At 32.8% G+C, this 24,193-nt stretch carries 19 protein-coding genes and 3 tRNA genes; 15 read left to right on the top strand and 7 right to left on the bottom strand.

Annotated features, from left to right (window positions below):
* Positions 1 to 23: 23 nt before the first annotated feature.
* The 5 genes from FT986_RS12960 to FT986_RS12940 all read left to right on the top strand — a co-directional run bounded on the left by FT986_RS12960 (position 24) and on the right by FT986_RS12940 (position 10,190).
* On the top strand, positions 24 to 2,897 hold the full coding sequence (locus FT986_RS12960; RefSeq protein WP_147865419.1) for a T9SS type B sorting domain-containing protein: 2,874 nt from the start codon (positions 24 to 26) through the stop codon (positions 2,895 to 2,897).
* 41 nt (positions 2,898 to 2,938) lie between these two features.
* Positions 2,939 to 5,359: a gliding motility-associated C-terminal domain-containing protein gene (locus tag FT986_RS12955; RefSeq protein ID WP_147865418.1), complete on the top strand. Its 2,421-nt coding sequence runs from the start codon at positions 2,939 to 2,941 to the stop codon at positions 5,357 to 5,359.
* A gap of 95 nt (positions 5,360 to 5,454) precedes the next feature.
* Entirely contained in the window at positions 5,455 to 7,785 is a 2,331-nt protein-coding gene (locus FT986_RS12950; RefSeq protein ID WP_147865417.1) for a T9SS type B sorting domain-containing protein, read from the top strand.
* Positions 7,786 to 7,857: 72 nt separating this feature from the next.
* On the top strand, positions 7,858 to 9,864 hold the full coding sequence (gene uvrB, locus FT986_RS12945) for an excinuclease ABC subunit UvrB (RefSeq protein ID WP_111540908.1): 2,007 nt from the start codon (positions 7,858 to 7,860) through the stop codon (positions 9,862 to 9,864).
* Positions 9,865 to 9,866: 2 nt separating this feature from the next.
* A complete protein-coding gene (locus FT986_RS12940) occupies positions 9,867 to 10,190 on the top strand; it encodes a multidrug efflux SMR transporter (protein ID WP_147865416.1) in 324 nt (107 codons plus the stop codon).
* 65 nt (positions 10,191 to 10,255) lie between these two features.
* Here FT986_RS12940 and FT986_RS12935 read toward each other — a convergent pair whose 3' ends face one another.
* Complete coding sequence (locus FT986_RS12935; RefSeq protein WP_147865415.1) at positions 10,256 to 10,687, bottom strand: Hsp20/alpha crystallin family protein; 432 nt, start codon at positions 10,685 to 10,687, stop codon at positions 10,256 to 10,258.
* Between the two features lie 183 nt (positions 10,688 to 10,870).
* Between FT986_RS12935 and FT986_RS12930 the strand changes: the two genes are divergently transcribed.
* Genes FT986_RS12930 through FT986_RS12920 form a run of 3 tightly spaced genes read left to right on the top strand, consistent with a single transcriptional unit; the run spans position 10,871 to position 13,179 of the window.
* A complete protein-coding gene (locus tag FT986_RS12930; RefSeq protein WP_147865414.1) occupies positions 10,871 to 12,172 on the top strand; it encodes a DUF2254 domain-containing protein in 1,302 nt (433 codons plus the stop codon).
* A gap of 31 nt (positions 12,173 to 12,203) precedes the next feature.
* On the top strand, positions 12,204 to 12,473 hold the full coding sequence (locus tag FT986_RS12925) for a DUF1456 family protein (RefSeq protein ID WP_147865413.1): 270 nt from the start codon (positions 12,204 to 12,206) through the stop codon (positions 12,471 to 12,473).
* 13 nt (positions 12,474 to 12,486) lie between these two features.
* Positions 12,487 to 13,179, top strand: coding sequence for a phosphoadenylyl-sulfate reductase (locus tag FT986_RS12920; RefSeq protein ID WP_147865647.1), 693 nt, complete (start codon positions 12,487 to 12,489; stop codon positions 13,177 to 13,179).
* 61 nt (positions 13,180 to 13,240) lie between these two features.
* Here FT986_RS12920 and sucC read toward each other — a convergent pair whose 3' ends face one another.
* The 3 genes from sucC to cmk form a co-directional block, all read right to left on the bottom strand.
* Positions 13,241 to 14,434 (bottom strand): ADP-forming succinate--CoA ligase subunit beta, encoded by a 1,194-nt coding sequence (gene sucC, locus FT986_RS12915; RefSeq protein WP_111541583.1) that lies wholly within the window; start codon positions 14,432 to 14,434, stop codon positions 13,241 to 13,243.
* 229 nt (positions 14,435 to 14,663) lie between these two features.
* Positions 14,664 to 16,487, bottom strand: coding sequence for a 30S ribosomal protein S1 (gene rpsA, locus FT986_RS12910; RefSeq protein WP_111540833.1), 1,824 nt, complete (start codon positions 16,485 to 16,487; stop codon positions 14,664 to 14,666).
* A gap of 237 nt (positions 16,488 to 16,724) precedes the next feature.
* Positions 16,725 to 17,420 carry a (d)CMP kinase gene (gene cmk / locus FT986_RS12905; protein WP_147865412.1) on the bottom strand — a complete coding sequence of 232 codons (696 nt, stop codon included), beginning with the start codon at positions 17,418 to 17,420 and terminating at the stop codon, positions 16,725 to 16,727.
* Positions 17,421 to 17,494: 74 nt separating this feature from the next.
* Between cmk and FT986_RS12900 the strand changes: the two genes are divergently transcribed.
* A complete protein-coding gene (locus tag FT986_RS12900; protein WP_147865411.1) occupies positions 17,495 to 19,858 on the top strand; it encodes a DUF5686 and carboxypeptidase-like regulatory domain-containing protein in 2,364 nt (787 codons plus the stop codon).
* A 51-nt stretch (positions 19,859 to 19,909) separates the two neighbouring features.
* The gene (locus FT986_RS12895) at positions 19,910 to 20,137 is read left to right on the top strand and encodes a PLDc N-terminal domain-containing protein (RefSeq protein WP_147865410.1); all 228 of its coding nucleotides are present in this window, start codon (positions 19,910 to 19,912) and stop codon (positions 20,135 to 20,137) included.
* Positions 20,138 to 20,161: 24 nt separating this feature from the next.
* On the opposite strand, the gene porQ is transcribed toward FT986_RS12895, so the two are convergent.
* Together porQ and FT986_RS12885 are read right to left on the bottom strand one after the other, a co-directional pair.
* Complete coding sequence (gene porQ / locus FT986_RS12890) at positions 20,162 to 21,181, bottom strand: type IX secretion system protein PorQ (protein ID WP_147865409.1); 1,020 nt, start codon at positions 21,179 to 21,181, stop codon at positions 20,162 to 20,164.
* Between the two features lie 112 nt (positions 21,182 to 21,293).
* Positions 21,294 to 22,235 (bottom strand): FKBP-type peptidyl-prolyl cis-trans isomerase, encoded by a 942-nt coding sequence (locus tag FT986_RS12885; protein WP_147865408.1) that lies wholly within the window; start codon positions 22,233 to 22,235, stop codon positions 21,294 to 21,296.
* Positions 22,236 to 22,309: 74 nt separating this feature from the next.
* On the opposite strand from FT986_RS12885, the gene FT986_RS12880 reads away from it, so the two are divergent.
* Positions 22,310 to 22,702 carry an RNA-binding S4 domain-containing protein gene (locus FT986_RS12880; RefSeq protein ID WP_147865407.1) on the top strand — a complete coding sequence of 131 codons (393 nt, stop codon included), beginning with the start codon at positions 22,310 to 22,312 and terminating at the stop codon, positions 22,700 to 22,702.
* A gap of 3 nt (positions 22,703 to 22,705) precedes the next feature.
* Positions 22,706 to 23,206, top strand: coding sequence for a phosphoribosyltransferase family protein (locus FT986_RS12875; RefSeq protein WP_147865406.1), 501 nt, complete (start codon positions 22,706 to 22,708; stop codon positions 23,204 to 23,206).
* On the opposite strand, the gene FT986_RS12870 is transcribed toward FT986_RS12875, so the two are convergent.
* On the bottom strand, positions 23,201 to 23,719 hold the full coding sequence (locus tag FT986_RS12870; RefSeq protein ID WP_147865405.1) for a shikimate kinase: 519 nt from the start codon (positions 23,717 to 23,719) through the stop codon (positions 23,201 to 23,203). The genes FT986_RS12875 and FT986_RS12870 overlap by 6 nt on opposite strands.
* A gap of 122 nt (positions 23,720 to 23,841) precedes the next feature.
* Here FT986_RS12870 and FT986_RS12865 point away from each other — a divergent pair.
* The 3 genes from FT986_RS12865 (at position 23,842) to FT986_RS12855 (ending at position 24,133) form a co-directional block, all read left to right on the top strand.
* Positions 23,842 to 23,914: transfer RNA gene (locus FT986_RS12865), tRNA-Lys, on the top strand.
* 36 nt (positions 23,915 to 23,950) lie between these two features.
* A tRNA-Lys gene (locus FT986_RS12860) sits at positions 23,951 to 24,023 on the top strand.
* A gap of 26 nt (positions 24,024 to 24,049) precedes the next feature.
* Positions 24,050 to 24,133 (top strand) — tRNA-Leu (locus tag FT986_RS12855).
* Positions 24,134 to 24,193: the final 60 nt, after the last annotated feature.

The following is a 24,193-nucleotide window of genomic DNA, read 5'->3' as shown; positions in this document are numbered from 1 at the left end:
TTATTTTTGGGGAAAATTGCCCCATGAAATCTTTATTAAGTCTCTTTCTTGCTCTATTCTCAATTGGAGTTTATGCACAAGGAGAAGCCAACACTTGGTACTTTGGAAACAATGCTGGTGTTAATTTTAACACCTCTCCTCCTTCCGCTTTAAATAATGGACAAGTGAATACCAATGAAGGATGTTCCTCTATTTCAAATGAAAATGGTCAGCTACTTTTTTATACCGACGGAAGAACAGTATGGAATAGAAACCACCAAATTATGGCAAATGCCAACTATTTTGGTGGTTCAGGATTATTAGGTGACCCTTCCAGTACTTCTAGCGGACTTATCGTTCCTCACCCCACCAATGATGATTTATATTACATTTTCACAGTAGATGAACCTCATCATGAAAATGCTAATGCCTACCCTAATCAAGGACCAGCAGATGCTAGCGGGAATTCTATTCCTGCTTATACCGATATTAATGGAACTATTCCGCAAGATGATGATGGCTTTAATAATGGTCTTAATTATTCGTTGGTAGATATGAATCTTAATGGCGGCTTAGGTGATATCGTTGCCACGGAAAAAAACATGCCGTTGATCACTTATGACCCCAATGATGCTGAAGAAATAAAATATAAGTGTTCAGAAAAAATTACAGCTGTTAAAGGTGCAGATTGTAATTCTATCTGGTTGATGACACATTTTATTGATAAATTTTATGCTTTTAAGATAGATGCTTCTGGTATCGACACTACTCCTATCATATCCCAAACTGGTCCTAATATACCAATAGCTTCCTATAGACGTAGTGCTTTAGGCTATATGAAAGCATCTCCAAATGGAGAAAAAATATTAATAGCCCATAATACTAGGACATTTAACCAAAACGGAAACGAAGATTTGGATGATGGTGGTGTTTATTTATCTGATTTTGATCCTATCACAGGAACAGTTTCAAACAGTATTGCTTTAATAGAAAATGTTAATGCTTATGGGGTTGAGTTTTCGATGAACACCAAAAAGGCTTATGCAACAACTACTCAACAAAACACACTTAATTTATACCAATGGGACTTAGAAAGCAGTGATATTCCTAACAGTATTCAGTCTATTCCTGGAGCAACTGGATCATCTGCAACCGCATTACAGTTAGCATCAAATGGAAAAATTTACAAATCTATAATCGGAAGTAATGTCTTAGCGGTAATCAATAATCCAGAAGCTGATGCTGCCAATGTTAACTATTCTCAATCTACTGCCAACGGAGCAATTAGCCTTAAGGGAAATAGCTCAACTTTTGGTTTACCTCCATTCATCCAGTCTTTCTTCCTCAATACGATAAACATTATAGATGGAAATGATGAAAATATTGTTACAGAACTTAAACTTTGTCCACAACAGAATTATAGTTTATCCTATCTAGATATACCTGGAGCAACTTATTCCTGGTATAAAGATGGTCAATTAATTCCCGGAGAAGTTGACAATACTTTAGATACTAGTTTTGATACTTCTCAAACACTACCTTATTCACACACCTATAAATTAGAGATCGAGCCTAATAATGGAGAATGCCCTTTTAAAGGTATTGCTACCATAATTTATAATGATTTTCCTACCGCAAATAATGTAGAATATTTAAACTGTTCTTTAGACTCACAACCTACTTCATTATTTAACCTAGAAAGTATTTATAGCAAAGTAAATCCAGATATAGAAACCTCTTCCAACCTAGAAGCTTCTTTTTTCGAAACGTTTGCTGAAGCAGAAAATGAAAATAATGCTATTAATAAAATTACCGATTATCAAAATGCATCAAATCCTCAAACTCTATATGTAAAAGTATTTGACAATCAAACGGGCTGTTCAAAAATAGCCACAGTAGAATTAGAGGTGGTAATTATACAAAATACAGAAATCACTAAAAGTCTTTGTCCTACGAGTAATTCAGGTATAGAAATTTTTAATTTGTCTGAAATTGAAGATAATGTAATTAATAACAACCCAAACCTTAACGGAATTTTTTATACAAGTCTAGAAAATGCGGTCTTAAAAACCAACCCCATAGAGAATCAAAATTCCTTTGAAAATGAAAACCCTTTTAATCAAACACTTTATTTACGAATAGACACTTCATTAGGTTGTAATGACATTTTAAAAGTGAATTTAGAAGTCTATGAACCTATTCCTATTGGAGAAGATATACCTGAAATAATTTATTGCCTAGAAGACCTACCACAAAAAATAGAATTGAATTCTGGTATTTCTTCGAATTTAATCAGTAACTATACTTATCTATGGAGCCCAAGTGGAGAAACTAGCGAAACCATAGAAACTAATGAAATTACTACTCATAGTGTAACGGTAACAGATCAATTCGGCTGCAGCCAAACAAGAAATATTACTATAAAAGCATCTAACAAAGCTAGCTTTGAAGTTAATGTCAATGATTTTTCTGAAAATAATAGTTTAACCATCCTTTTAAATGAAAGCTCTGTTGGAAGCTACGAATATGCGTTAAATAATAGCTTAGGACCATATCAACCTGAACCTTATTTTGATGGGTTAAAACCTGGTGTCTATAATATTTATGTTAGAGATCTCAATGGCTGCGGTATTACGAAAAAAACAGTAGGTGTTAAAAACATCATGAAGTTTTTTACTCCAAATCAAGATGGGTTCAATGACCGCTGGACGATTTTAGGGAAATATGAAAGTAATTTATCAAACGCTAAAATTTATATTTATGATCGCTTTGGTAAACTTTTAGCGGGTCTTAAAGGAAGTTCTCTAGGTTGGGATGGCCGCTATAATGGAAAAAATATGCCTTCTAACGATTATTGGTACAAAATTATTTTGGAAGACGGACAGGTTTTTACAGGTAATTTTTCGCTAATAAGATAACTTAAAAAAATTGCTATCTTTAGGGAAGTAAATTCTTCCCTATGAAAAAATCATTACTCTATTTTATATTTTTAGTTTCATATTTAAACTGCTATAGCCAAAATATAGATTTATACCAACAGTTAAATGGAAATTACGATTATAAGGCAATTGGTGCAACTCTCAATCCTATTGAAAATAATGAAATTCCTTCTTCAACTCCATGTACAATAAAAACCACAGCATCTGCAACCCTTACTTTAAATAGTAACGAGTCAGTTAAAAAAGCTTATTTATATTGGGCTGGTTCTGGAACTGGCGACTTTAATATTAAATTAAACGGAATTGATGTTGCTGCCACTAGAACTTTTAGTTATTCAGAAAATTTTTCTAGCGCAGGCGATCTAGATTTTTTCTCAGCTTTTGCTGATGTTACATCTCAAGTAATAAGTACGGGTTCTGCATTATATACCATTAGTGAATTAGATTTAACTCAAGCCATTATTCCTAACTGTACAAATAAAACTAATTTTGGAGGATGGGCTCTTATGATTATCTATGAAGATTTATCTCTACCTCTTAATCAAATCAATATATATGATGGTTTACAAGCGGTTTCAGCGACTAAAAATTCAATTCAAATTACATTAAATAATCTCAATGTAATTGATAATCTTGGAAGCAAAATTGGATTTTTAGCTTGGGAAGGCGATCAAGATCCTGCAATAGCAATAAATGAAACCTTAAGAATTAACGGAAATATTTTAAGTAACCCTCCTCTAAATCCTGCTAATAATGCTTTTAACGGTACAAATAGCTTTACGATGGATAGCAATTTTTACAATATGGATTTAGATTTTTATGATGTTGAAAATTATATTAATATCGGTGATGCTACTGCTAATATTGAGTTGACATCAGGTAATGGAGTTAGTGGTGATTTTATTATGGTCAACAATATTATTACCGTATTTAATAGTACCCTACCAGATCCACATCCTGAAATTATACAAACACAAACTGCTTGCAACTCCAGAGACATAGATGTTAACTATACCGTAGATAATATAAACGGAACAGAAGATTTACCTAGTGGTGTTTCCGTAAAGTTTTTTGCCAATAATACTTTTATAAATGAAGTTTTCACACCTAACCTTATTCCTGTGGGAGCTGCTGAAAGTTTTCAAATGGTGTTGACCATTCCTAACAACATTCCAAGTGATTTTAATTTAGAAATAGAAGTTAATTTTGATAGCTCAAAAAATTCTATCATTCCAGAATTAGATAACACTAACAATACAGATGATACTTTGGTTAATTTGAAAATAGCTACAATCGAAAATCCTCCTAATGATCTGGAAGTTTGCGACGATGTGGACAACGATGAAGTGGAAATTTTTGATTTTTCTCAAAATACTAATCTAGCTGTTGGAAATCAAACTAATGTAAGTGTAAATTATTTCTTATCACTAAATGATGCAGAAAATGATAACAACCCTATAACCAATACTATTGCATATCAAAACACCCAGAATCCTCAAGAAATATTTATTAAAATCCAATCTTTAACTGATCCAGATTGCTATGAAATTGACTCCTTTTTCCTAATTATTCACGATTTTCCGATAGCTGGAAATCCAGATGATCTTTTTGTGTGTGACACTAATGAAATCGATGGTATTGCTTCTTTTGACTTAACCCAAAACAATAGTTTAATCACTAGTAATCAACAAGGTGTTAACATTAATTACCACCTTACTTTATCAGACGCACAAAATGGGACTAATCCTATTAGAAACTCTACAAATTTTGAAAACACTAACAACCCACAAACTATTTATGCATCCCTAATCAATTCAAATTTTGAAGACTGCATGGATATTACATCATTTATTCTTTATGTTGGGGATATTAATCTTACAGAGATTGATGGGGATTTGAAGTGTGATACTGGTTTTGATTCCAATAATTTTGATCTAAGTGAAATTTCACAACAGATTACTTTATCTTCAGATGAATCGATTTCAGGATATTTTTTAAATTTTTTAGATGCAAACAATTTTGAAAATCCAATTAATTCACCATTGTCATTCAGTAATACCATAAATCCGCAAACTATTTATGTAAGAATAGATAGTAATCTACCTAATAAGTGTCAGCATATTTACTTTTTCGATATTTCTACAGAACATTGTGAACCTTTTATTCCTGAAGGCTTCTCACCTAACGGAGATGGTATCAATGATACTTTTTATATTAAAGGACTCTATGATATTTTTGAAAATTTTGAACTTCAGATATTTAACCGATACGGAAATCTAATTTATAGAGGTGATAATAATGTAGATGCTTGGGATGGCAACAGTAACAAAGGGTTAAATAATGTAGGAAAAAAATTACCGACAGGAACTTACTTTTATTTATTAAATCTTAAAGATCCTAAATTTGGCCCTTATAAAGGTTGGGTTTATTTAAATAGGTAAGAATTTAATGTGTTAGATTACCATACTGTTAAATAACTCTAATACCTATCTATAAATAAACTTTACTGTGTATTTTTGCACTCCCAAAAAATACAATGTTGAAGTACTTCCTATTTATTTTTATAAGTGTTATATCTTTTGCTCTACAAGCTCAAAATATAACAGTAAATAATAATTATACCCCACAAGAACTTATTGAGGATATCTTAATAGATAGTGGTTGCATTGAAAATATTAACGTTACCAATACTGTTTCGGGTAACTTTGGGGCTAATGATAGTAGTTTTGGATATTTTGAAAGTAATAACACCAATTTTCCGTTTGATAATGGAGTTGTAATGAGCACTGGAAGAATTTCGAATGTCCCTGGCCCTAATAACAATCTAAGTGATGATGATGCGTCTGGTTGGGGAAGTGATCAAGATTTAGAAAATATTTTAGGGGTATCTAACACGACCAATGCCACAGTTTTAGAGTTTGATTTTACTCCAAATGCTAATATAGTTCAGTTTAGATATATTTTCGCCTCAGAAGAATATCAAGAAGGTGACCCTAATACATGTATTTATTCAGATGTTTTTGCATTTTTGATTAAACCACAGGGAGGAACTTATACCAATATTGCAGTTGTACCGGGTACTAATATTCCCGTACAAGTCACTACAGTTCACCCTGAAATTCCTGGGGGATGTGATGCAGAAAACGAGCAGTATTTTGGTTCGTTTAACAATGTCAATGTTCCTATTAATTTTAACGGCCAAACAAAAGCACTCACAGCTACTGCTGCTGTAATTCAAAATACGACCTATCATATTAAATTAATTATTGCCGATGAACAAAATTACCGTTATGATTCTGCGGTTTTTTTAGAAGGAGGAAGCTTTAACATTGGAGCAGATTTAGGAGATGATCTTGTAGGAGCAAATGCACTTTGTGAAAATGAAACCTATACCTTACAGGTTTCTGATAATGGTAACACTCCACAAAATTACACTTGGTTAGAAGTTGACAATAATGCTAACGAAACTGTACTAACCACAGGTCCAACAGAAACAACATATACTGTTTCTACACCAGGAGTTTATAAAGTAGTTTTAGATTATGGGAATGGTTGCACTGCAGAAGACGATATTCTAGTTGAGTATACCGATTTTAGTAATATTACAGATAAAACAATTAGTGAATGTGACAACAACAATGATGGTCTTACAATTTATAACATAAGTAGCAATAACAATACTTTTACTAATAATAACCCCAACCTTTCAGTAAAAGGTTTTTATTTATCGTATGCAGATGCTCAAAATGAAGCTAACCCAATCACAACCCCATCGGCATTTCAAAACACCACTCCTAATCAAGTTATTTTTGCTAATATAGAAATGAAACCTGGTTGCTACAAAGTTATTGAAATCACTCTATCTACGCCATCGGGATTATATAAACCAGTTCGCTATGTAGAATGCGTGAATGGTGCCTCCATACTTTTTAATTTTAATAAATCGATCTCACTCATAGAGAGCGAAATAGGCATGAGTAATCTTTTTGTAGATTTTTACGCTACTGCGGAAAATGCTATAACACAACAAAATAAATTAGCAAATACGCTAGAACTTTTAAACTCAGAATTACCTAAGAGTATATTTGCCAGAGCAGAAACGCCGTTAGGTTGCCAAGGAATTGTAGAAGTAATTTTAGATCAAGCTCCCACTCCACAAGCTGAAGAAAACACTACTTTTTATCTTTGTAGTGAAGAAAATTCAGTATCGATAAATTCAGGGGTAATTGGAGATCCTAATGATTATACTTTCTTATGGGAAAACGGAGAAACAACTTCAGAAATTGAAGTTGTTGAAATGGGCACTTATGAAGTTAATATAACACAAGAGACTCAAATTAATGGTATCACTTATTCTTGCACTATCACTAACATTATAACAGTTGTTCCTTCAGAAAAAGCTACTATTTCATATAATTTATTAGGAGAATTTGGTAATTACCAAGTAGAAGTTTTAGCCTCGGGTACAGGGAATTATAGTTATGCCATAGATAATATATACGGACCCTATTACACCTCTCCTATATTTAATGTTCAACCTGGTGAGCACACTATTTACGTTAAAGATGAAAACGGTTGTGGGATTAGCTCTAAGCAAATCTACGTCATTGGTTACATGAAATTTTTCACCCCTAATCAAGATGGGAATAATGATACATGGAGACTTCTAGGTATCGATAGAGGTAATAGAATAATAAAGAAAGTCATTATTTTTGACAGATTTGGTAAAATACTTCAAGTACTTTCTCCTTACGATTCATGGAACGGAACTTACAATGGGAAAAGCCTACCTTCAAATGATTATTGGTTTAGTGCAGAACTTATAGATGGTTCTAATTTTAAGTCACATTTCACATTAAAGAGATAGGTTTTAAGTAAATTTATCCTCACTTTCAGTTAAATTATATTTTCCGTTAAACGGAAGTAAATTGGGTATTCCATGAAATTCAATATAGAATCTAATTACAAACCTACAGGCGATCAACCCCAAGCTATTAAAAAATTAGTAGAGGGTATTAATTCTAATGAGCGTTACCAAACTTTGTTGGGAGTTACAGGTTCCGGAAAGACCTTTACAATGGCCAATGTGGTGGAACAAGTAGAACGACCTACCTTAGTTTTGGCACATAATAAAACATTGGCAGCTCAGTTATATTCAGAGTTTAAGGCATTTTTTCCTAACAATGCAGTAGAGTATTTTGTTTCGTATTATGATTACTACCAGCCCGAAGCTTTTATACCTTCTTCTGGAACTTATATAGAAAAAGATCTATCTATTAATGAGGAGATTGAAAAGTTGCGATTAAGCACCACCTCTTCACTTCTTTCTGGTCGTCGAGATGTTTTAGTAGTAGCTTCGGTAAGTTGCTTATATGGTATCGGTAATCCAGTAGAGTTTCAAAAGAATGTGATTTCTATTCATAAAGATCAAGAAATTTCAAGAACCAAACTTTTACATCGCTTGGTCCAAAGTTTATATGCGCGAACAGAAGCAGAGTTTCACCACGGGAATTTTAGAATTAAAGGAGACACCGTAGATGTTTTCCCTAGTTATGCCGATGATGCTTTTAGAATTCATTTTTTTGGAGATGAAATTGAAGAAATTGAAGCTTTTGATGTAAAAACCAACGAAATTCTAGAAAAATACGATCGCTTAAATATTTATCCTGCCAATATGTTCGTGACATCTCCAGATGTATTAAATGGAGCCATCAATCAGATAAGTTTAGATTTAGGTAAACAAGTAGAATTTTTTAAAGATACAGGAAAACCCCTTGAAGCAAAGCGATTAGAAGAACGCACCAATTTTGATTTAGAAATGATTCGAGAATTGGGTTATTGCTCAGGTATTGAAAATTACTCTCGATACCTTGACGGAAGGCTTCCTGGCACTAGACCTTTCTGTTTATTAGATTATTTTCCAGACGATTATTTAATGATCGTAGATGAAAGTCACGTTACCATTCCTCAAGTAGGAGCTATGTACGGAGGTGATCGTAGCCGAAAAGAAAATTTGGTAGAATACGGATTTAGACTTCCCGCTGCAATGGATAACCGACCTCTAAAAGCAGAAGAGTTTGAAGCGCTTCAAAACCAAGTTGTCTACGTTAGTGCCACCCCAGCAGATTATGAACTCCATAAAACTGATGGAGTCTATGTTGAACAGGTAATTAGACCTACAGGGCTATTAGATCCAATTATAGAGGTGAGGCCAAGTCTTAATCAAATTGATGATTTAATAGAAGAAATTCAAGTTCGTGTAGAAAAAGACCAACGTGTTTTAGTTACTACGCTTACCAAGAGAATGGCAGAAGAACTTACCAAGTATTTAAGCAGAATTGATATCCGCTGTCGCTATATTCACAGTGATATTGATACCCTAGAACGGGTAGAAATCATGCACGACTTACGTAAAGGTATATTCGATGTTTTGGTAGGTGTTAACTTATTACGAGAAGGTTTAGATTTACCTGAAGTATCTTTAGTCGCAATACTAGATGCAGATAAAGAGGGTTTTTTGAGAAGCAACCGTTCGCTTACGCAAACCATTGGCCGAGCGGCAAGACATTTGGAAGGAAAAGCGATCATGTATGCCGATAAAATTACCAATAGTATGCAGCAAACTATTGATGAGACTGCCTACAGAAGAACTAAACAGATTAATTATAATACTAAACATAACATTACCCCCACAGCACTTAACAAGTCATTAGACAGTGCTCTAGCAGGTAAAAAAGTAGAACCTTATAAATTTGAAAAAGCTCCTACCCTGCAAGCTGCTGAAGAAGAAGTTACTTACTTTACAGAAAACCAATTAGAAGATCGCATTCGTAAAGTGCGTAAAGAAATGGAAAAAGCAGCAAAAGAGTTAGACTTTATGACTGCAGCACAATTGAGAGACGAGATTAAGATGTTACAAGAAAAGAAAAAGGATAAAAAAGATTAGTTATGAATTGGTTTTTATTAATCGTTGCCGGACTTTTTGAGGTAGGTTTCGCGTTTTCATTAGGGAAAGCAAAAGAATTAAATGGAAATACAGCCTTATTTTGGTATGGTTCTTTTATCATTTGCTTAAGTATAAGTATGATTTTATTAGTTAAAGTAACTCAACATTTACCTATAGGAACTGCTTACGCTACCTGGACAGGAATTGGAGCTGTAGGAACTGTTTTATTAGGAATATTTTACTTTCAAGAGCCAGCTACTTTTTGGAAAATATTTTTTATTACCACTTTAATCATTAGTATTATAGGCTTAAAAGTAGTTTCTTAACAAGAAAAAACCTCTTATAAAATATAAGAGGTTTAAGCTAACTAACACAAATATTTAAAATGTAATTAAGAAATTTCAATGAACCTTTTGGGTTGAATTTTCGCTTCTTCCTTTTTAGGTAATGTGATCAACAAAACACCGTCTTTATAAGAAGCATTAATTTTTGAATTATCTATAGTCTCTGGTAAACGAAATATCCTTTTAAAAGTACTATAATCAAATTCCTTTCGAGTAAACCTTATATTCTCTTCAATTTCATTTTTCTCTATAGAAGAAACGATTAATCTATCATTGTTAAGCTCTATATTAAAACTATCTCTAGTCCTACCAGGAGCTGCAACTTCTATCACAAATTCTTCCTCATTATCTTTAATATTTACTGCAGGAGAATTAAAACCCGTATTGTTTACCGCAGAAGTACCTCCTAACCAGTCTGTTTTAAATAAGTCTTCAAACACTAGAGGAAACCTATTTTCTTTTATTTTAACTAAACTCATAATTTTATTTTTTAATGTTTAGAATTTCTATTTCAAATTAAATACCAAATCACTTTAGGTGTCATTTTGTCAAAGCTAAACAACCAAAATGTGACATATTGGCAATTTTTAAATTAAAAGATTGTTAATAATACCTCTTCATCTATATAATTGTTTGAAATTTACCGCAGGATTAATTCCAATATGAAATCACTCTACAATAAGTTACTAAGTTTTATAAACACAATTCGAGGAAAAATTGCTTTTTACCCTACTCTTTTGAGTGTTATTGGGTTCAATTTCGCGATGCTGATGCTCTATTTAGAGGATAAGGGAATATCAGCTTTTATCATAGAACATGTACCTGAATTAGTTATTAATAACCCCGATACAGCAAAAACTTTACTAAGCTTTTTAACTGGCGGGATTATCTCTATTATGGTTTTTAGCTTCTCGATGGTAATGGTATTGTTAAATCAGGCTTCCAGTAACTTTTCGCCCCGCGTATTACCCGGACTTATATCTAACAGAAATCATCAATATGTATTAGGAATCTATTTAGCCACCATTCTATATAACACATTTACTCTAGTTGGCATAAATCCCCAAGAAGATAGTAAATACCAATTACCAGGATTTTCTGTTTTACTAGGAATTATTTTTACTGTTATATGTTTTGGAGCTTTCCTTTATTTTATACATTCTATTTCGCAGGCGATTCAAGTCAATAATATTCTGGATAACATCTATAAAAAAGCAAAAATTAGACTGGAGCATCTATTAGAAAAAGAAGAAGAAACTCCACCTGAATTTCCCGACACTTCAAATTGGAAAAGCTATTACAGTACAGAAACAGGATATTTTCAAAAAATTGCTGTATCTAACCTTATTGCCATTTGTAAAGAACACCAAATAAAAATAAAAATTTTACCTATACAAGGAATTTTTGTACTTAAGAAAGTTCCTATTATCAAAGTAAATCAAGAAATAGATTCAGAGTTAGTAAAAAAAATACTTTCCAACTTCAACTTCGCAAGAGGAGAATTTATAGAAGATAATTATGCTTTAGCGTTTAAACAAATTACAGAGATTGGAGTAAAAGCTATGTCTCCAGGTATAAACGATCCTGGTACCGCCATCAACAGTATAGATTATTTAACTGAATTATTTGCACTAAGACTTCAAAAAAATGATAAAACGGTAATATCTTCAGAAGAAAAGGAACCGTTAATAGCTATTACAACAGCTAACTTTAAAGAGGTTCTTTACCAAGTGATGTCTTCTTACAGAACCTATTGTAAAAATGACCTTACTTGTATCCAAAAACTTTTTATTATGTTTAAATATCTTCTCTTACAGGAACCACACCTTAAAGAATATCATTCTGCTATTTTAGCTGAAGCTGAATTACTTTTTCAAGACACCAAACGAACTATAAAAAATCAAACCGATATCAATAGAATTGAATCTTTATATAAATCACTACCACAACCCAAAACCAATTAAAATCAGTAAATTTGCATCCTAAAAAATTATTATGCCTTTAACCAATAATGATACTTTTAAGAAATTAAGAGTGGCTCACAAGTTGAGAGACGACGATATAATTAAAATTTTTGCTTTAGTAGATTTTAAAGTGACTAAAAGTGAATTGAGTGCTATTTTCAGAAAAGAGGATCACCCTAAGTATGTAGAATGCGGAGATCAATTTTTGAGAAATTTCCTTAACGGACTTATTATTCATTTAAGAGGACCTATGCCTCCTAAAAAAGATAATAAACCTAAAGACAAAAAGCCTACTGCATAAATGTTATCATATGATAGATGAAATTGCCTACCCCAAGCGAGTTCTAACTGAAGAAGAAATTAATATTCTAAATAAAAAATATCAGCCTTTATCTGTTGATCAAAGAATAAATGAGCTTTACAATGACTTTGATGTAAATGAAGTAATGCTTACAAGTTCCTTTGCTGCTACTTCTGCATTTTTGCTAAAACTTTTTGCTGATATCAACAAACAACAAGAGGTATTTTTTATAGACACAGGATATCATTTTCCCGAAACACTTGACTATAAAGAAGAGCTTTCAAGGAAATACAACTTGAATGTAAAGTCTATTAGCGCTTTAAAAGAAGAACACGCATTTACCACAAAAGATGAAACTTGGAAAAAAAATCCAGATTTTTGTTGTTCTATCAATAAAGTAAAACCATTAGAGATTATCAAAGAAAATTATTCTGTTTGGGTTTCAGGATTAATGGAATGGCAATCAGATCACCGTTCTACCCTAAACATTTTTGAGCAAAGAGGAGAGATCTTGAAGTTTTACCCTCTATTAGATGTATCTAAAGAAAGAAGAGATTCTTATATAGAAAAGCACCAACTACCCTTTCATCCATTAGTTGAAAAAGGATACCACTCTATAGGTTGTAGCCACTGTACCGTACCTGGCGAAGACCGTAGCGGACGCTGGAATAATAATCCAAAAACAGAATGCGGTTTGCATTTGTAGGATTTTGACAAATAAAAAACCCGCTATAATAGCGGGTTTTTTTATGAGTTAATCTTAATGTTTAAGCTAAGACTTTTTGAACTTTATCTGCCGCTTCTTGAAATTGAACAGCGCTCTCTACATTAAGACCACTATTATCAATTAGCTCTTTAGCGATATCTGCATTTGTTCCTTGCAAACGTACAATAATTGGCACATTAATCGCATCACCCATATTTTTATAGGCATCTACAACTCCCTGTGCTACACGGTCACAACGAACAATTCCTCCAAATATATTAATTAAGATAGCTTCTACTTTATCATCTTTTAAGATTAAACGAAAAGCTTCTTCTACACGTTTTGCATCAGCTGTACCTCCTACATCTAGGAAGTTTGCTGGCTCACCACCTGCAAATTTAATTAAATCCATAGTTGCCATCGCTAAACCTGCTCCGTTAACCATACATCCTACGTTTCCGTCAAGGTCAACATAGCTTAAACCTGCATTTCTAGCTTCTACTTCTGTTGCATTTTCCTCACGCTCATCACGCATAGCCGCGTAATCTTTGTGACGGTATAGTGCGTTATCATCTAAAGATACTTTAGCATCTACTGCCATAATCTTATCATCACTTGTTTTTAACACTGGGTTAATTTCAAATAATGATGAATCTGACTTATCGTAAGCTGTATAAAGAGCGGTAACAAATTTTGTCATTTCTTTAAACGCTGCTCCAGATAAACCTAAGTTAAAAGCAATTTTTCTAGCTTGGAAAGGTAAAATCCCTGTAGCAGGATCAATTTCTTCTGTAAAAATTAAGTGCGGAGTTTCTTCTGCAACGGTTTCGATATCCATTCCACCTTCAGTAGAATACATAATCATATTTCTACCATTTGCTCTATTTAAAAGCACAGACATATAATACTCATCTGGTTCACTATCTCCAGGATAATAAACATCTTCTGTAATCAAAATTTGATTTACTAATTTCCCCTCAGCAGAGGTTTGAGGAGTTACCAAATGCATTCCAAGAATTTCTCCTGCAATAGTTTCTACTTCTTGTAGGTTTTTGGCAAGCTTTACTCCACCACCTTTTCCACGTCCACCAGCATGTACTTGTGCTTTAATCACGTGCCATCCAGTTCCTGTTTCTTCAGTTAATTTCTTTGCAGCTTCAACTGCTTCTTCTGGTGTATTTGCAACGATTCCTCGTTGTATTCTTACTCCAAAACTATTTAATATTTCTTTTCCTTGATATTCGTGTAAATTCATAATCAGGTTTTTCTAGAAGTTCAATTTTGATTCGTAAAAGTAACAAAAGTAATACTTTGTAACAATATTTTTAAGTAAAGAAGCATTAATTATTTTAGTCAACACAAGTCGATTAAAATTATAATTATATTCTTCATAAATAAACCTTTCAAAGAGAGTTATTACTTTACAAAAAAAGCCTTCTCAAATTGAGAAGGCTTTTAATTTATTAGAAAAAATAGTTAGAAAATTATTTCCCTTCCATTCTATCTTTTAAAGCTTGTAAGTCTGCATTTGCATCACCAAGAGTCGGTTTATTCTCCTCTTGAGATTTTTTAGCGGCTTGCTTTACAATCTTAGCTTCTTCTTCTTTATGAATAGACATATGAGAAGCAACTACTCTTTTAAATTCTTTATTGAATTCAATGATGATAAATTCTGCTTCGTCTCCTTTACCTAACTTAGATCCATCTTCTTTCTCTAAATGACGTGTTGGTACGAATGCTGTAATATCTTCATTAAACTCGATTGTAGCTCCTTTGTCTACCATCTCATCGATAGTAGCCGTATGTTTCGTTCCTACTGCGAACTCAGTTACATACTTATCCCAAGGGTTATCTTCAGTTTGTTTGTGACCTAAACTTAATTTACGTCCATCAACATCTAACTCAAGAACTACAACGTCTAATTTATCTCCTACGTTACAGAATTCTGACGGGTGCTTAATCTTCTTAGTCCAAGAAAGGTCTGAGATATAGATTAAACCATCAATTCCTTCTTCTAATTCTACGAATACACCAAAGTTAGTGAAGTTTCTCACGATACCTGAGTGACGAGAACCAACTGGGTATTTAGTAGTAATATCTGTCCAAGGATCTGGCGTTAATTGCTTAATACCAAGAGACATTTTACGCTCTTCTCTATCTAAAGTTAAGATTTGCGCTTCTACCTCATCTCCAACATTAACGAAATCTTGAGCCGAACGTAAGTGTGTAGACCAAGACATTTCAGAAACGTGGATTAATCCTTCAACACCTTCAGCTACTTCGATAAATGCACCGTAATCTGCGATTACAACTACTTTACCTTTTACTTTATCTCCAACTTTTAAGTTTTCATCTAAAGCTTCCCAAGGATGTTTGCTTAATTGCTTAAGACCTAATTGAATTCTTGTTTTAGCCTCATCAAAGTCTAAGATTACAACATTCAATTTCTGATCTAATTCAACAATCTCATTTGGATGGTTGATTCTAGACCAAGAAAGATCTGTAATATGAACTAATCCGTCAACTCCACCAAGATCAACAAACACACCGTAAGAAGTAATATTCTTCACAGTACCTTCTAATACTTGACCTTTTTCTAATTGACCAATAATTTCTTTTTTCTGTTCCTCGATATCAGCTTCAATAAGCGCTTTATGAGAAACTACAACGTTTTTAAATTCGTGATTAATTTTCACAACTTTAAATTCCATTGTTTTATTTACGTAAGCATCGTAATCTCTAATTGGCTTCACGTCAATTTGAGAACCTGGTAAGAAAGCTTCGATACCAAATACGTCTACAATCATACCACCTTTAGTACGACATTTAACGAATCCGTTAACGATAGTTCCTTCTTCGTGTGCTGCATTAACACGATCCCAAGCTTTGATTACACGAGCTTTACGGTGAGAAAGTATTAATTGACCTGTTGAGTCTTCACGAACATCAATAAGTACTTCTACTTTATCTCCTTCTTTTAAATTAGGATTGTAGCGAAATTCATTTAAAGAGATTACCCCTTCACTTTTTGCATTAATATCAATAATTGCATCACGATCTGTAATGTTAATTACCGTACCTTCTACTACTTCATCATCTAAAGTATCTACAAAGTTTTCTGCTACTAATTTCTCAAACTCTTCTAGCTTTTCATCGTCGATAGGATCAATTCCTTCTTCGTAGTTATGCCAGTTAAAATCTGATAAGAATTTTTCAGGATTTTCTTGTTGCTCACTAAGAGCTGGTTGAGATTTGGTAGCCATACCTGCTACTTCTTCTACCTCAGGAGTGTTTTTTTCTTCAGCCATTGCTGATTATAAATTTGTATTCTGTAATCTCTTCGGAAGATTTAAACAACTGAAACACAGAAGTGTTTATAAAAATAGATTATATTTTCCCTTTCTCTTTTCCGAAACGCTGCAAAAAGGAGTGCAAAAATACAACTTATTTTTTGATATTCAAACCTTTAAACCTAAATTATAGATTTATGATTTTTAACGAAGTTAATATGAGAAGTAATACTCTCTATTGAAAGAAAACAGTTTTTAAGATGTCTCTGAAATACTCTTTTTAGACAAACTGAGTATTTTATCAAACTGTTCTTGTAAAGTTAGGTTGCTATTATCAATTTCTATAGCACTTTCAGCTTTTACCAATGGCGAATCCTCCCTAGAAACATCAATTTTATCTCTAGTGACTACATTTTCTAATACATCTTCATAACTTACATGTTCTCCTCGCTCTAACAATTCGTCATGACGACGTCTTGCTCTTTTTTCTGCGGAAGCAGTCATAAATAATTTCAATTCGGCTTTAGGAAAAACTACTGTTCCAATATCACGACCATCCATCACAATACCTTTCTCCTCTCCCATTTTTTGCTGTTGTTCTACCAGTTTTCTTCTTACCGCAGAAACTGTAGCAATAGGACTTACATATTGAGAAACCTCTAAAGTTCTTACTTTTCTCTCTACATTTTCTCCATTAAGGTAAACATCGGCAACATCGGTGGTGGGATTGAGCTTAAAATGAATTTGTATTTCGCTTAATTTCTCTTCTAGTTCTTTTTCGTGTAAATAGCCTTGCCCTACTAAATTATGATTCATAGCAAACAACGTCACGGCACGATACATCGCTCCCGTATCTATATAAACATATCCTAATGCTTTCGCAAGTTGTTTGGCAACAGTACTTTTTCCTGTGGACGAAAAACCGTCTATGGCAATAATTATTTTTTTCAAAAGTAGGTTTGTTTATATTCGTTAAGCAATATGGCTTTAGCACGAAAATATAATTAATTTGCCATACCTACTCTATGAAAAAGCTTCTTTTTTTATGCTTAGCCTTTATCGTTTCTTCTTTAAGTGCACAAGCTGACCTTAGCGGAATTATTATTAATGAAGAAACCAGAGAGCCTTTAGCTTTTGTAAACATCATCATTAACCACAATACAAAAACAGGGGTTATTACAGACATTGACGGGATGTTTACCATAAAACAGAATGAAAAAATTAATACGATTACGTGTAGTTATCTAGGTTTTGAAACTAAAACCTTACAAATAAGCGGTCATAATTATTTAAGAATTTCTCTTTCTCCTAAAGAAGATCAATTAGAAGAAGTAATTCTCTCTGCCAAAAATCCTGCTCACGCGATTATAGAAAAAGTGATTGCTAAACGAGAAGAAAACAATCCTAATAACATTAAGTCTTTTCAATACACATCTTACAATAAAACTATTTTCGATTATGTCGCCAAAGATAAGAAGACAGACTCTGTTATGAACAGTGTTTTTAAAGGAGGACATCTTACTGTGATGGAATCGGTTACCCAGAAAAAATTTATTGCCCCCAATTTAAGTGAAGAAACTGTAATTGGTAATAAGGTTTCTGGTTTTAAGAATCCCTATTTCGCAACTTTAGCTACCGATATGCAACCCTTTTCATTTTATGATGAAAACATTAAGCTTTTAGAAATTCCTTTCCTTAACCCTATTAGTAATGGTGCGTTGAAGAAATATGAATTCCGTTTAACGGAAACTCTATATAAAGGAGAAGATAAAATTCACTTGATTTTATTTAAACCAATTCCCAATAAAAACTTTGAAGGTTTAAAAGGTGTTCTTTACATTAATACAAATAATTATGCCTTACAAAACGTAATTGCAGAACCTGCAAATGGACTTAAAATGGATTTAAAAATTCAGCAACAATATCAATTTTTAGAAAACAAATATTGGTTTCCCGAACAGTTGAATTACGAGCTTCAAGTCCATACAGTTTCTGAAGATGGAGATATTTTAAAAGTAAATGGGAAAAGCTATATTAATGAGGTTGATTTTAACTCAGAAATCAAGAAGAAAGAGTTTTCCGCGTTAAGCGTAAAAATTGAAGAGCAAGCCGCAAAAAGAGATAGCTTATTTTGGACTCAATATCGTGTAGACCCTTTACGGAATAGAGAAGCAATCACCTACCAAGTAATGGATAGCTTGGGAGAAAAATATAAATTTGATCGTATTCTTTCTTATATGGAAAAACTACCACAAGGTAGAATTCCCGTGAAATTTATAGATATCGATCTTAGCAAAACATTTATTTACAATCAGTTTGAAGGTTATCGATTAGGAACCGGACTTTATACGAATGAAAAACTATTTAAAGACTCGAGTCTTGGAGGCTTTTTTGGATACGGATTACAAGATAATCGTTGGAAATACGGTGTAGAAGCAAAACATATTATAAATAGAGAAAATGAGTTTTTTATAAAAACCTCTTACCAAAACAATGTAAAAGAAATTGGAAGTTATGGGTTACCAATATCTAATCAAATTTTTGGTGGTTTAAGGGATTTTATGGCTTCAAAAATGGATCATTTACAGCAATATAAAGTAGAAACTGGTTTTAGAATTTTTAAATATTTAAAAGTAAATGTTTCGAGCCAGCATGATAAAATTTCTCCGTTAGAAAATTATGGTTTTGAAACCCCAGAACTTATTCCCAACGAATATCAACATACTGCCGCTAGTGTGAGATTGAGATATGCTTTTAGAGAGAAATTGGTTCAAACTCCACATCAAAATGTAAGTTTAGGAACTTCTTACCCCGTTTTTACGCTCAATTACACCAAAGGTTTTGATAATATTTTGGAGGGAGAGCTTGATTACCAAAAAATTGAATTTAGAGCGGAACAAGATTTTTTTCTTCGCAATTTCGGAGAAACCTCTTACCGACTACAAGGAGGGTACATCAATAAAGTTTTACCAAACGGACTTATGTTTACGGGAGAAGGCAGCTATGATCCAGATATATTATTTTTAATTGAAAACACGTTCCAAACTCAAACTCTGTATGAGTTTTTATCTCAAGAATATGTAGATCTTTTTCTTTCTCATAATTTTGGATCCTTACTTTTTAAGAAAGGAGATTTTAATCCAGAAATTATTATACATCATAATTTTGGTTGGGGAAATCTAGACGATCATACTCTAAATTTCAAAACTAAAAAAAATATATACTTAGAAGCAGGTTTACAACTTGGAAGATTAATAAAGATCAATTACTTTAATATGGGATATTTTAGCCTCAACGCCGGAGTTTTTTATCGCTACGGAGCGTATCATCTCGACAGTTTTGATGATAATTTTGCTTTTAAAATAGGTCTCGGATTTAGTTTTAACTAGTCTCCACAACTATATTATTTTAATATATTGCAAAAATTATACACTAACTAAATGATTTATATAAGGATGGAAATTATTGGAATATGGCAGACAATTTTAATCGTTTTGCTTATTGTAGGTTTTTTATTACCTGTAATAGCTTTAATCGATATTTTAAAAAGTGAATTTAAAGGAAATGATAAAATCATTTGGGTACTTGTCGTACTCTTTTTAAACTTAATAGGAACTTTGCTTTATTTTTCTATCGGCAGAAAGCAAAAAATCACTTCTCCAGACTAAAAAGACTTATCAGTTTTTGACTAATTACTGTAAGTTAATCTGCATTCCAAAAAAGCTAGAACTTGCCGCACTGCTGTATCTTGCATAACTGTAGCTTAGGCGGATTTTATTAAATTTAACCGACAAACCACCACTAATTCCTGCAAAAGAACGCTGATCTACTATTCTTAGTTCTTCGCCGCGTCTAAAACTGTAACCAAGTCTTAAATTAAAACCTCCTTCAGGAAAAATTTCTGCACCAAGTATAGTGTGTCTTAGTACGTTATTAAAGAAACTAGGATCATCTTCTTCTACATTTCCTTCTAAATCGGTCTCGTTTCTCGCCGAATTACTAAACGCAATATTCCATTCTTGTAAATTCTCTAATGTAACATGCCAACGAATGGGTATATTTTTAGCTTTTTGTGAAATCCCCAAATTGACTTCTAACGGGATTTTTTCGTAAATTTCATTATAAGGAGTAAATTGAGTACCAATATTTCTTATTACTCCTGCAACTACCAAGTCCCAGTCTTCATAAAAGTAAGTTACTCCTAAATCTACTGCACCTCCAAAAGAAGAATACTGTTCCAACTTGGAAGAAATTAATTTAACATTAGCGCCTACATAAAAATCTGACCACGGTATATTATAAGCATAACCAAATGAAAGTGCAGCTTCCCCACCACTAAATTCTCCTGTAGCCTCTCCAAATTCATTATATCCATCAAACGTCCCGTAATTTACATAAGTAATCCCTGTATGAAAAACCTGAGTTCTCCTATCAAACAAATAAGCATACGAAGCTGTTCCATAGTTAACATCACCTAAATAGTTAACATAGTTAACCGATAGCTGATTATCCATTCTATAATTTATCAATGAAGGATTGTAAATAGCTGCGGTAGGATCATAGTCGTAGGCTGTAATATTCTTTCCTCCTAATGCAGCTTGCCTTGGAGAAGCTACCAAATTAAGGAATTGGTAAGTCGATTGCCCTCCAATTTGAGCTGACAAATCGAACGAACATAAGAATATAAAGAGTAATAACCCTATTTTTTGCATAGCGGCAAAAGTAACCATTTATGATAGGAAACGAAATACCAAGGTTTTTATTTTCAAGAAAAGAAGATAAAAAAAGCCTCAATTAAAAATTGAGGCTTTTTAAAAGTTGTATTTAAAATACATCAGGATCCAAATAATCTGGAGTTCCATCATTATTAGAATCTGTTAAAATAATTTCATCTGGAGAAATCCAACCGTCTTCATTAGCATCATTTACCTCTATTTCATCTATGGTTAAGACTCCATCATTGTCGTCATCAATATCTGACGCATCAACCACCCCGTCTTCATCAGAATCGTCATTTAGTAGATAAGAATCATTTGATAAGTCTTCCATATAAGATGGAATCCCATCACTATCATGATCATTTTGAATTCCTTTATAAATCTGAAAGCTGAAGATTAAAGATTCGTACGCTACAATTGGAGTACTTATTGGTGGTTCTGCAAAATACCCCAATCCAGAAGGAATAAACACCGCTCCGATTCCAAAGTCATCATTATAAGAAACTGTGCCATCTTCATTAGTCACAAAGCCAGATGCGCCTTTAAATTCATTTACACCCTCTACAAACCCCTTTATTAAACCTCCATCTCCTAAATTTGGTAATTGGAAGTTAGTATAATTTATACTTTGATCAAAAAGTTCTCCATCTAACAACTCACCTTTGTAAGTAAGTATTACATTATCCGCAAAAGTAGGCTGATATTCTTGTTCATTTCCTTTTCTAACCTGAAGATAGTACAACGTGTAATCTACCACTCCATCAGAAACGGATTTAGATTTTAAAAATTCAGAATCAATCAATGGTGTTTCATCTGCATTTTCTCCAGCAATGGTATCAAAAACCATAACTTGGTAGTTAGTATTTGCAGGGTTATCTTCTAATCGGTAAAAATGAGTTTCTAAGAAAGTTAAAATTTCTTGTTGATTCTCCGCTGCAACTTCTGCTCTATCTCGGTAAGTAACTCCATTTCCTCCATCATCATCATTACAAGACACAAGAGTAATTGCGGCAATCATTAATGTAAAAATCAGTTTATATTTCATCATTTATGCTTTTTAAGCGTGCAAGATACAATTTTCTTATATTTTTGTTTTGACTTAAAGTTTAAAATTAAACAACTATGCGGGTAGATAAGTTTTTATGGTGTGTTCGTTATTTTAAAACTAGGAGTATTGCTACTAATGCTTGTAAAAAAGGACACGTAAAAATAAATGGAGATAGTGTTAAGCCTTCTCGTGATGTTTTTCCTTCAGATAAAATTGAAGTAAGAAAAAATCAAATTAATTATAAAATTGAAGTTTTAGATTTACCTCCATCTCGGGTAGGTGCTAAGTTGGTAAGCATTTATATTACTGATATTACTCCTAAAGAGAATTTAGAAAAATTAGATCTTTTAAAATATTCCAAAGATTACTATCGAAAAAAAGGAACTGGAAGACCCACTAAAAAAGATCGTAGAGATATCGATGATTGGTTTGAAACCCCAGCAACAGACAAAGAAATTAAAGAATAATCTATGAAAAAAGAAGCCACATTAATCTTAAACCACACTCAAATAGAGCATAAGATAAGAAGAATAGCATTCCAAATTTATGAAAACAACATTGATGAAGATGAAATTTTCTTGGCTGGAATTGCTAATAGTGGATATCTTTTTGCTCAAAAATTAAAAGATTGTTTAGAAGATATTTCCCCTATTAAGATTAATCTTTGTGAAGTTAGAGTAAATAAGAAAGAGCCTCTCAACAAAGTAACAACCTCACTAAGTGAAGATCTTTACACCAATAAATCTATTGTTATGGTAGATGATGTTTTAAACTCTGGAGCTACCTTAATTTATGGTATCAAGTATTTTTTAAACGTTCCGTTAAAAAAACTACAAACTGCAGTGTTAGTAGATAGAAGTCACAAAAGGTTTCCTATTAAAGCCGACTTTAAAGGAATATCTCTTTCTACTTCATTAAGTGAAAATGTAAAAGTGTCTTTAGGCAAAGAATATAAGGCAGAACTATTATAACTGTTTTACTAGTGAATTAACAGTCTCTTCTATACTTAATTCAGAAACATCTAAAATTATATCACTTTGCAAATAGTAATACTGACGTTCAAATAAATGTTTTCTTATAAAATCATTTAAGCTTTCTCGACTTTCTTGTCCACTAATAAGAGGTCTCTTCTCCTTTTCATTAAATAACCGCTTAGTGAGTTCGTTTAGCTCTACTTTTAAATAAATAAGTCGTACTTCCTTATTGTTTTTTAAAATTTCTAGATTGTCTGCATAACATGGCGTTCCCCCTCCTAGCGATAAAATGAAATTTTCAGGAGCATTTAAAAGCTCTTTTAATACTTCATTTTCCTTTTTTCTAAAAAAAATTTCACCTTTTTCTGAAAATATTTTTTTTATTGATTTTTGCTGATTTATTTCAATTTGATCATCCAGATCAAAAAAAACCAAACCTAATTTACTGGCTAACAACTTTCCAACTTGAGATTTCCCCGAACCCATATATCCACACAAGACAATTTTCATAAGCTTAAATTAATGAGAAATTATTTTTTTTTAAAGATATTAAAAATTGTTTGATGATTTACTTGATAAATTAATAATACATCTTATATTTGCACCCGCGTTCAAGGAAAGAATGTTATTTAGATCTGGTAGCTCAGTTGGTAGAGCATCTCCCTTTTAAGGAGAGGGTCCTGGGTTCGAGCCCCAGCCAGATCACAAAGATTTTAGTTCTTAAATATACTTTTTAAAAATGATCTGGTAGCTCAGTTGGTAGAGCATCTCCCTTTTAAGGAGAGGGTCCTGGGTTCGAGCCCCAGCCAGATCACTTTTTAATTCTCTTCAAAATCCTCGGCCCAGGTGCTGGAATTGGTAGACAGGCATGGTTGAGGGCCATGTGTCCATTAGGGCGTGTGGGTTCGACTCCCATTCTGGGCACTTTACTTCAATATTTTTTCTTTATAATTTTATATTACATCCCTTTTAACTCCTCTTTTT

It is taken from the genome of Mesonia sp. K4-1 (assembly GCF_008017825.1).
Lineage (GTDB): Bacteria > Bacteroidota > Bacteroidia > Flavobacteriales > Flavobacteriaceae > Mesonia.
Note: the sequence above shows the minus strand (reverse complement) of the source record. Positions and strands in the feature narration are given on the sequence as shown.

What these genes read in the sequence shown, in the direction of transcription:
- FT986_RS12960 (WP_147865419.1), top strand. Translation starts at nt 24, where the DNA reads ATGAAATCTTTATTAAGTCTCTTTCTTGCTCTATTCTCAATTGGAGTT.
- FT986_RS12955 (WP_147865418.1), top strand. Translation starts at nt 2,939, where the DNA reads ATGAAAAAATCATTACTCTATTTTATATTTTTAGTTTCATATTTAAAC.
- FT986_RS12950 (WP_147865417.1), top strand. Translation starts at nt 5,455, where the DNA reads ATGTTGAAGTACTTCCTATTTATTTTTATAAGTGTTATATCTTTTGCT.
- uvrB (WP_111540908.1), top strand. Translation starts at nt 7,858, where the DNA reads ATGAAATTCAATATAGAATCTAATTACAAACCTACAGGCGATCAACCC.
- FT986_RS12940 (WP_147865416.1), top strand. Translation starts at nt 9,867, where the DNA reads ATGAATTGGTTTTTATTAATCGTTGCCGGACTTTTTGAGGTAGGTTTC.
- FT986_RS12935 (WP_147865415.1), bottom strand. Translation starts at nt 10,687, where the DNA reads ATGAGTTTAGTTAAAATAAAAGAAAATAGGTTTCCTCTAGTGTTTGAA.
- FT986_RS12930 (WP_147865414.1), top strand. Translation starts at nt 10,871, where the DNA reads ATGAAATCACTCTACAATAAGTTACTAAGTTTTATAAACACAATTCGA.
- FT986_RS12925 (WP_147865413.1), top strand. Translation starts at nt 12,204, where the DNA reads ATGCCTTTAACCAATAATGATACTTTTAAGAAATTAAGAGTGGCTCAC.
- sucC (WP_111541583.1), bottom strand. Translation starts at nt 14,434, where the DNA reads ATGAATTTACACGAATATCAAGGAAAAGAAATATTAAATAGTTTTGGA.
- rpsA (WP_111540833.1), bottom strand. Translation starts at nt 16,487, where the DNA reads ATGGCTGAAGAAAAAAACACTCCTGAGGTAGAAGAAGTAGCAGGTATG.
- FT986_RS12900 (WP_147865411.1), top strand. Translation starts at nt 17,495, where the DNA reads ATGAAAAAGCTTCTTTTTTTATGCTTAGCCTTTATCGTTTCTTCTTTA.
- FT986_RS12895 (WP_147865410.1), top strand. Translation starts at nt 19,910, where the DNA reads ATGATTTATATAAGGATGGAAATTATTGGAATATGGCAGACAATTTTA.
- porQ (WP_147865409.1), bottom strand. Translation starts at nt 21,181, where the DNA reads ATGCAAAAAATAGGGTTATTACTCTTTATATTCTTATGTTCGTTCGAT.
- FT986_RS12885 (WP_147865408.1), bottom strand. Translation starts at nt 22,235, where the DNA reads ATGATGAAATATAAACTGATTTTTACATTAATGATTGCCGCAATTACT.
- FT986_RS12880 (WP_147865407.1), top strand. Translation starts at nt 22,310, where the DNA reads ATGCGGGTAGATAAGTTTTTATGGTGTGTTCGTTATTTTAAAACTAGG.
- FT986_RS12875 (WP_147865406.1), top strand. Translation starts at nt 22,706, where the DNA reads ATGAAAAAAGAAGCCACATTAATCTTAAACCACACTCAAATAGAGCAT.
- FT986_RS12870 (WP_147865405.1), bottom strand. Translation starts at nt 23,719, where the DNA reads ATGAAAATTGTCTTGTGTGGATATATGGGTTCGGGGAAATCTCAAGTT.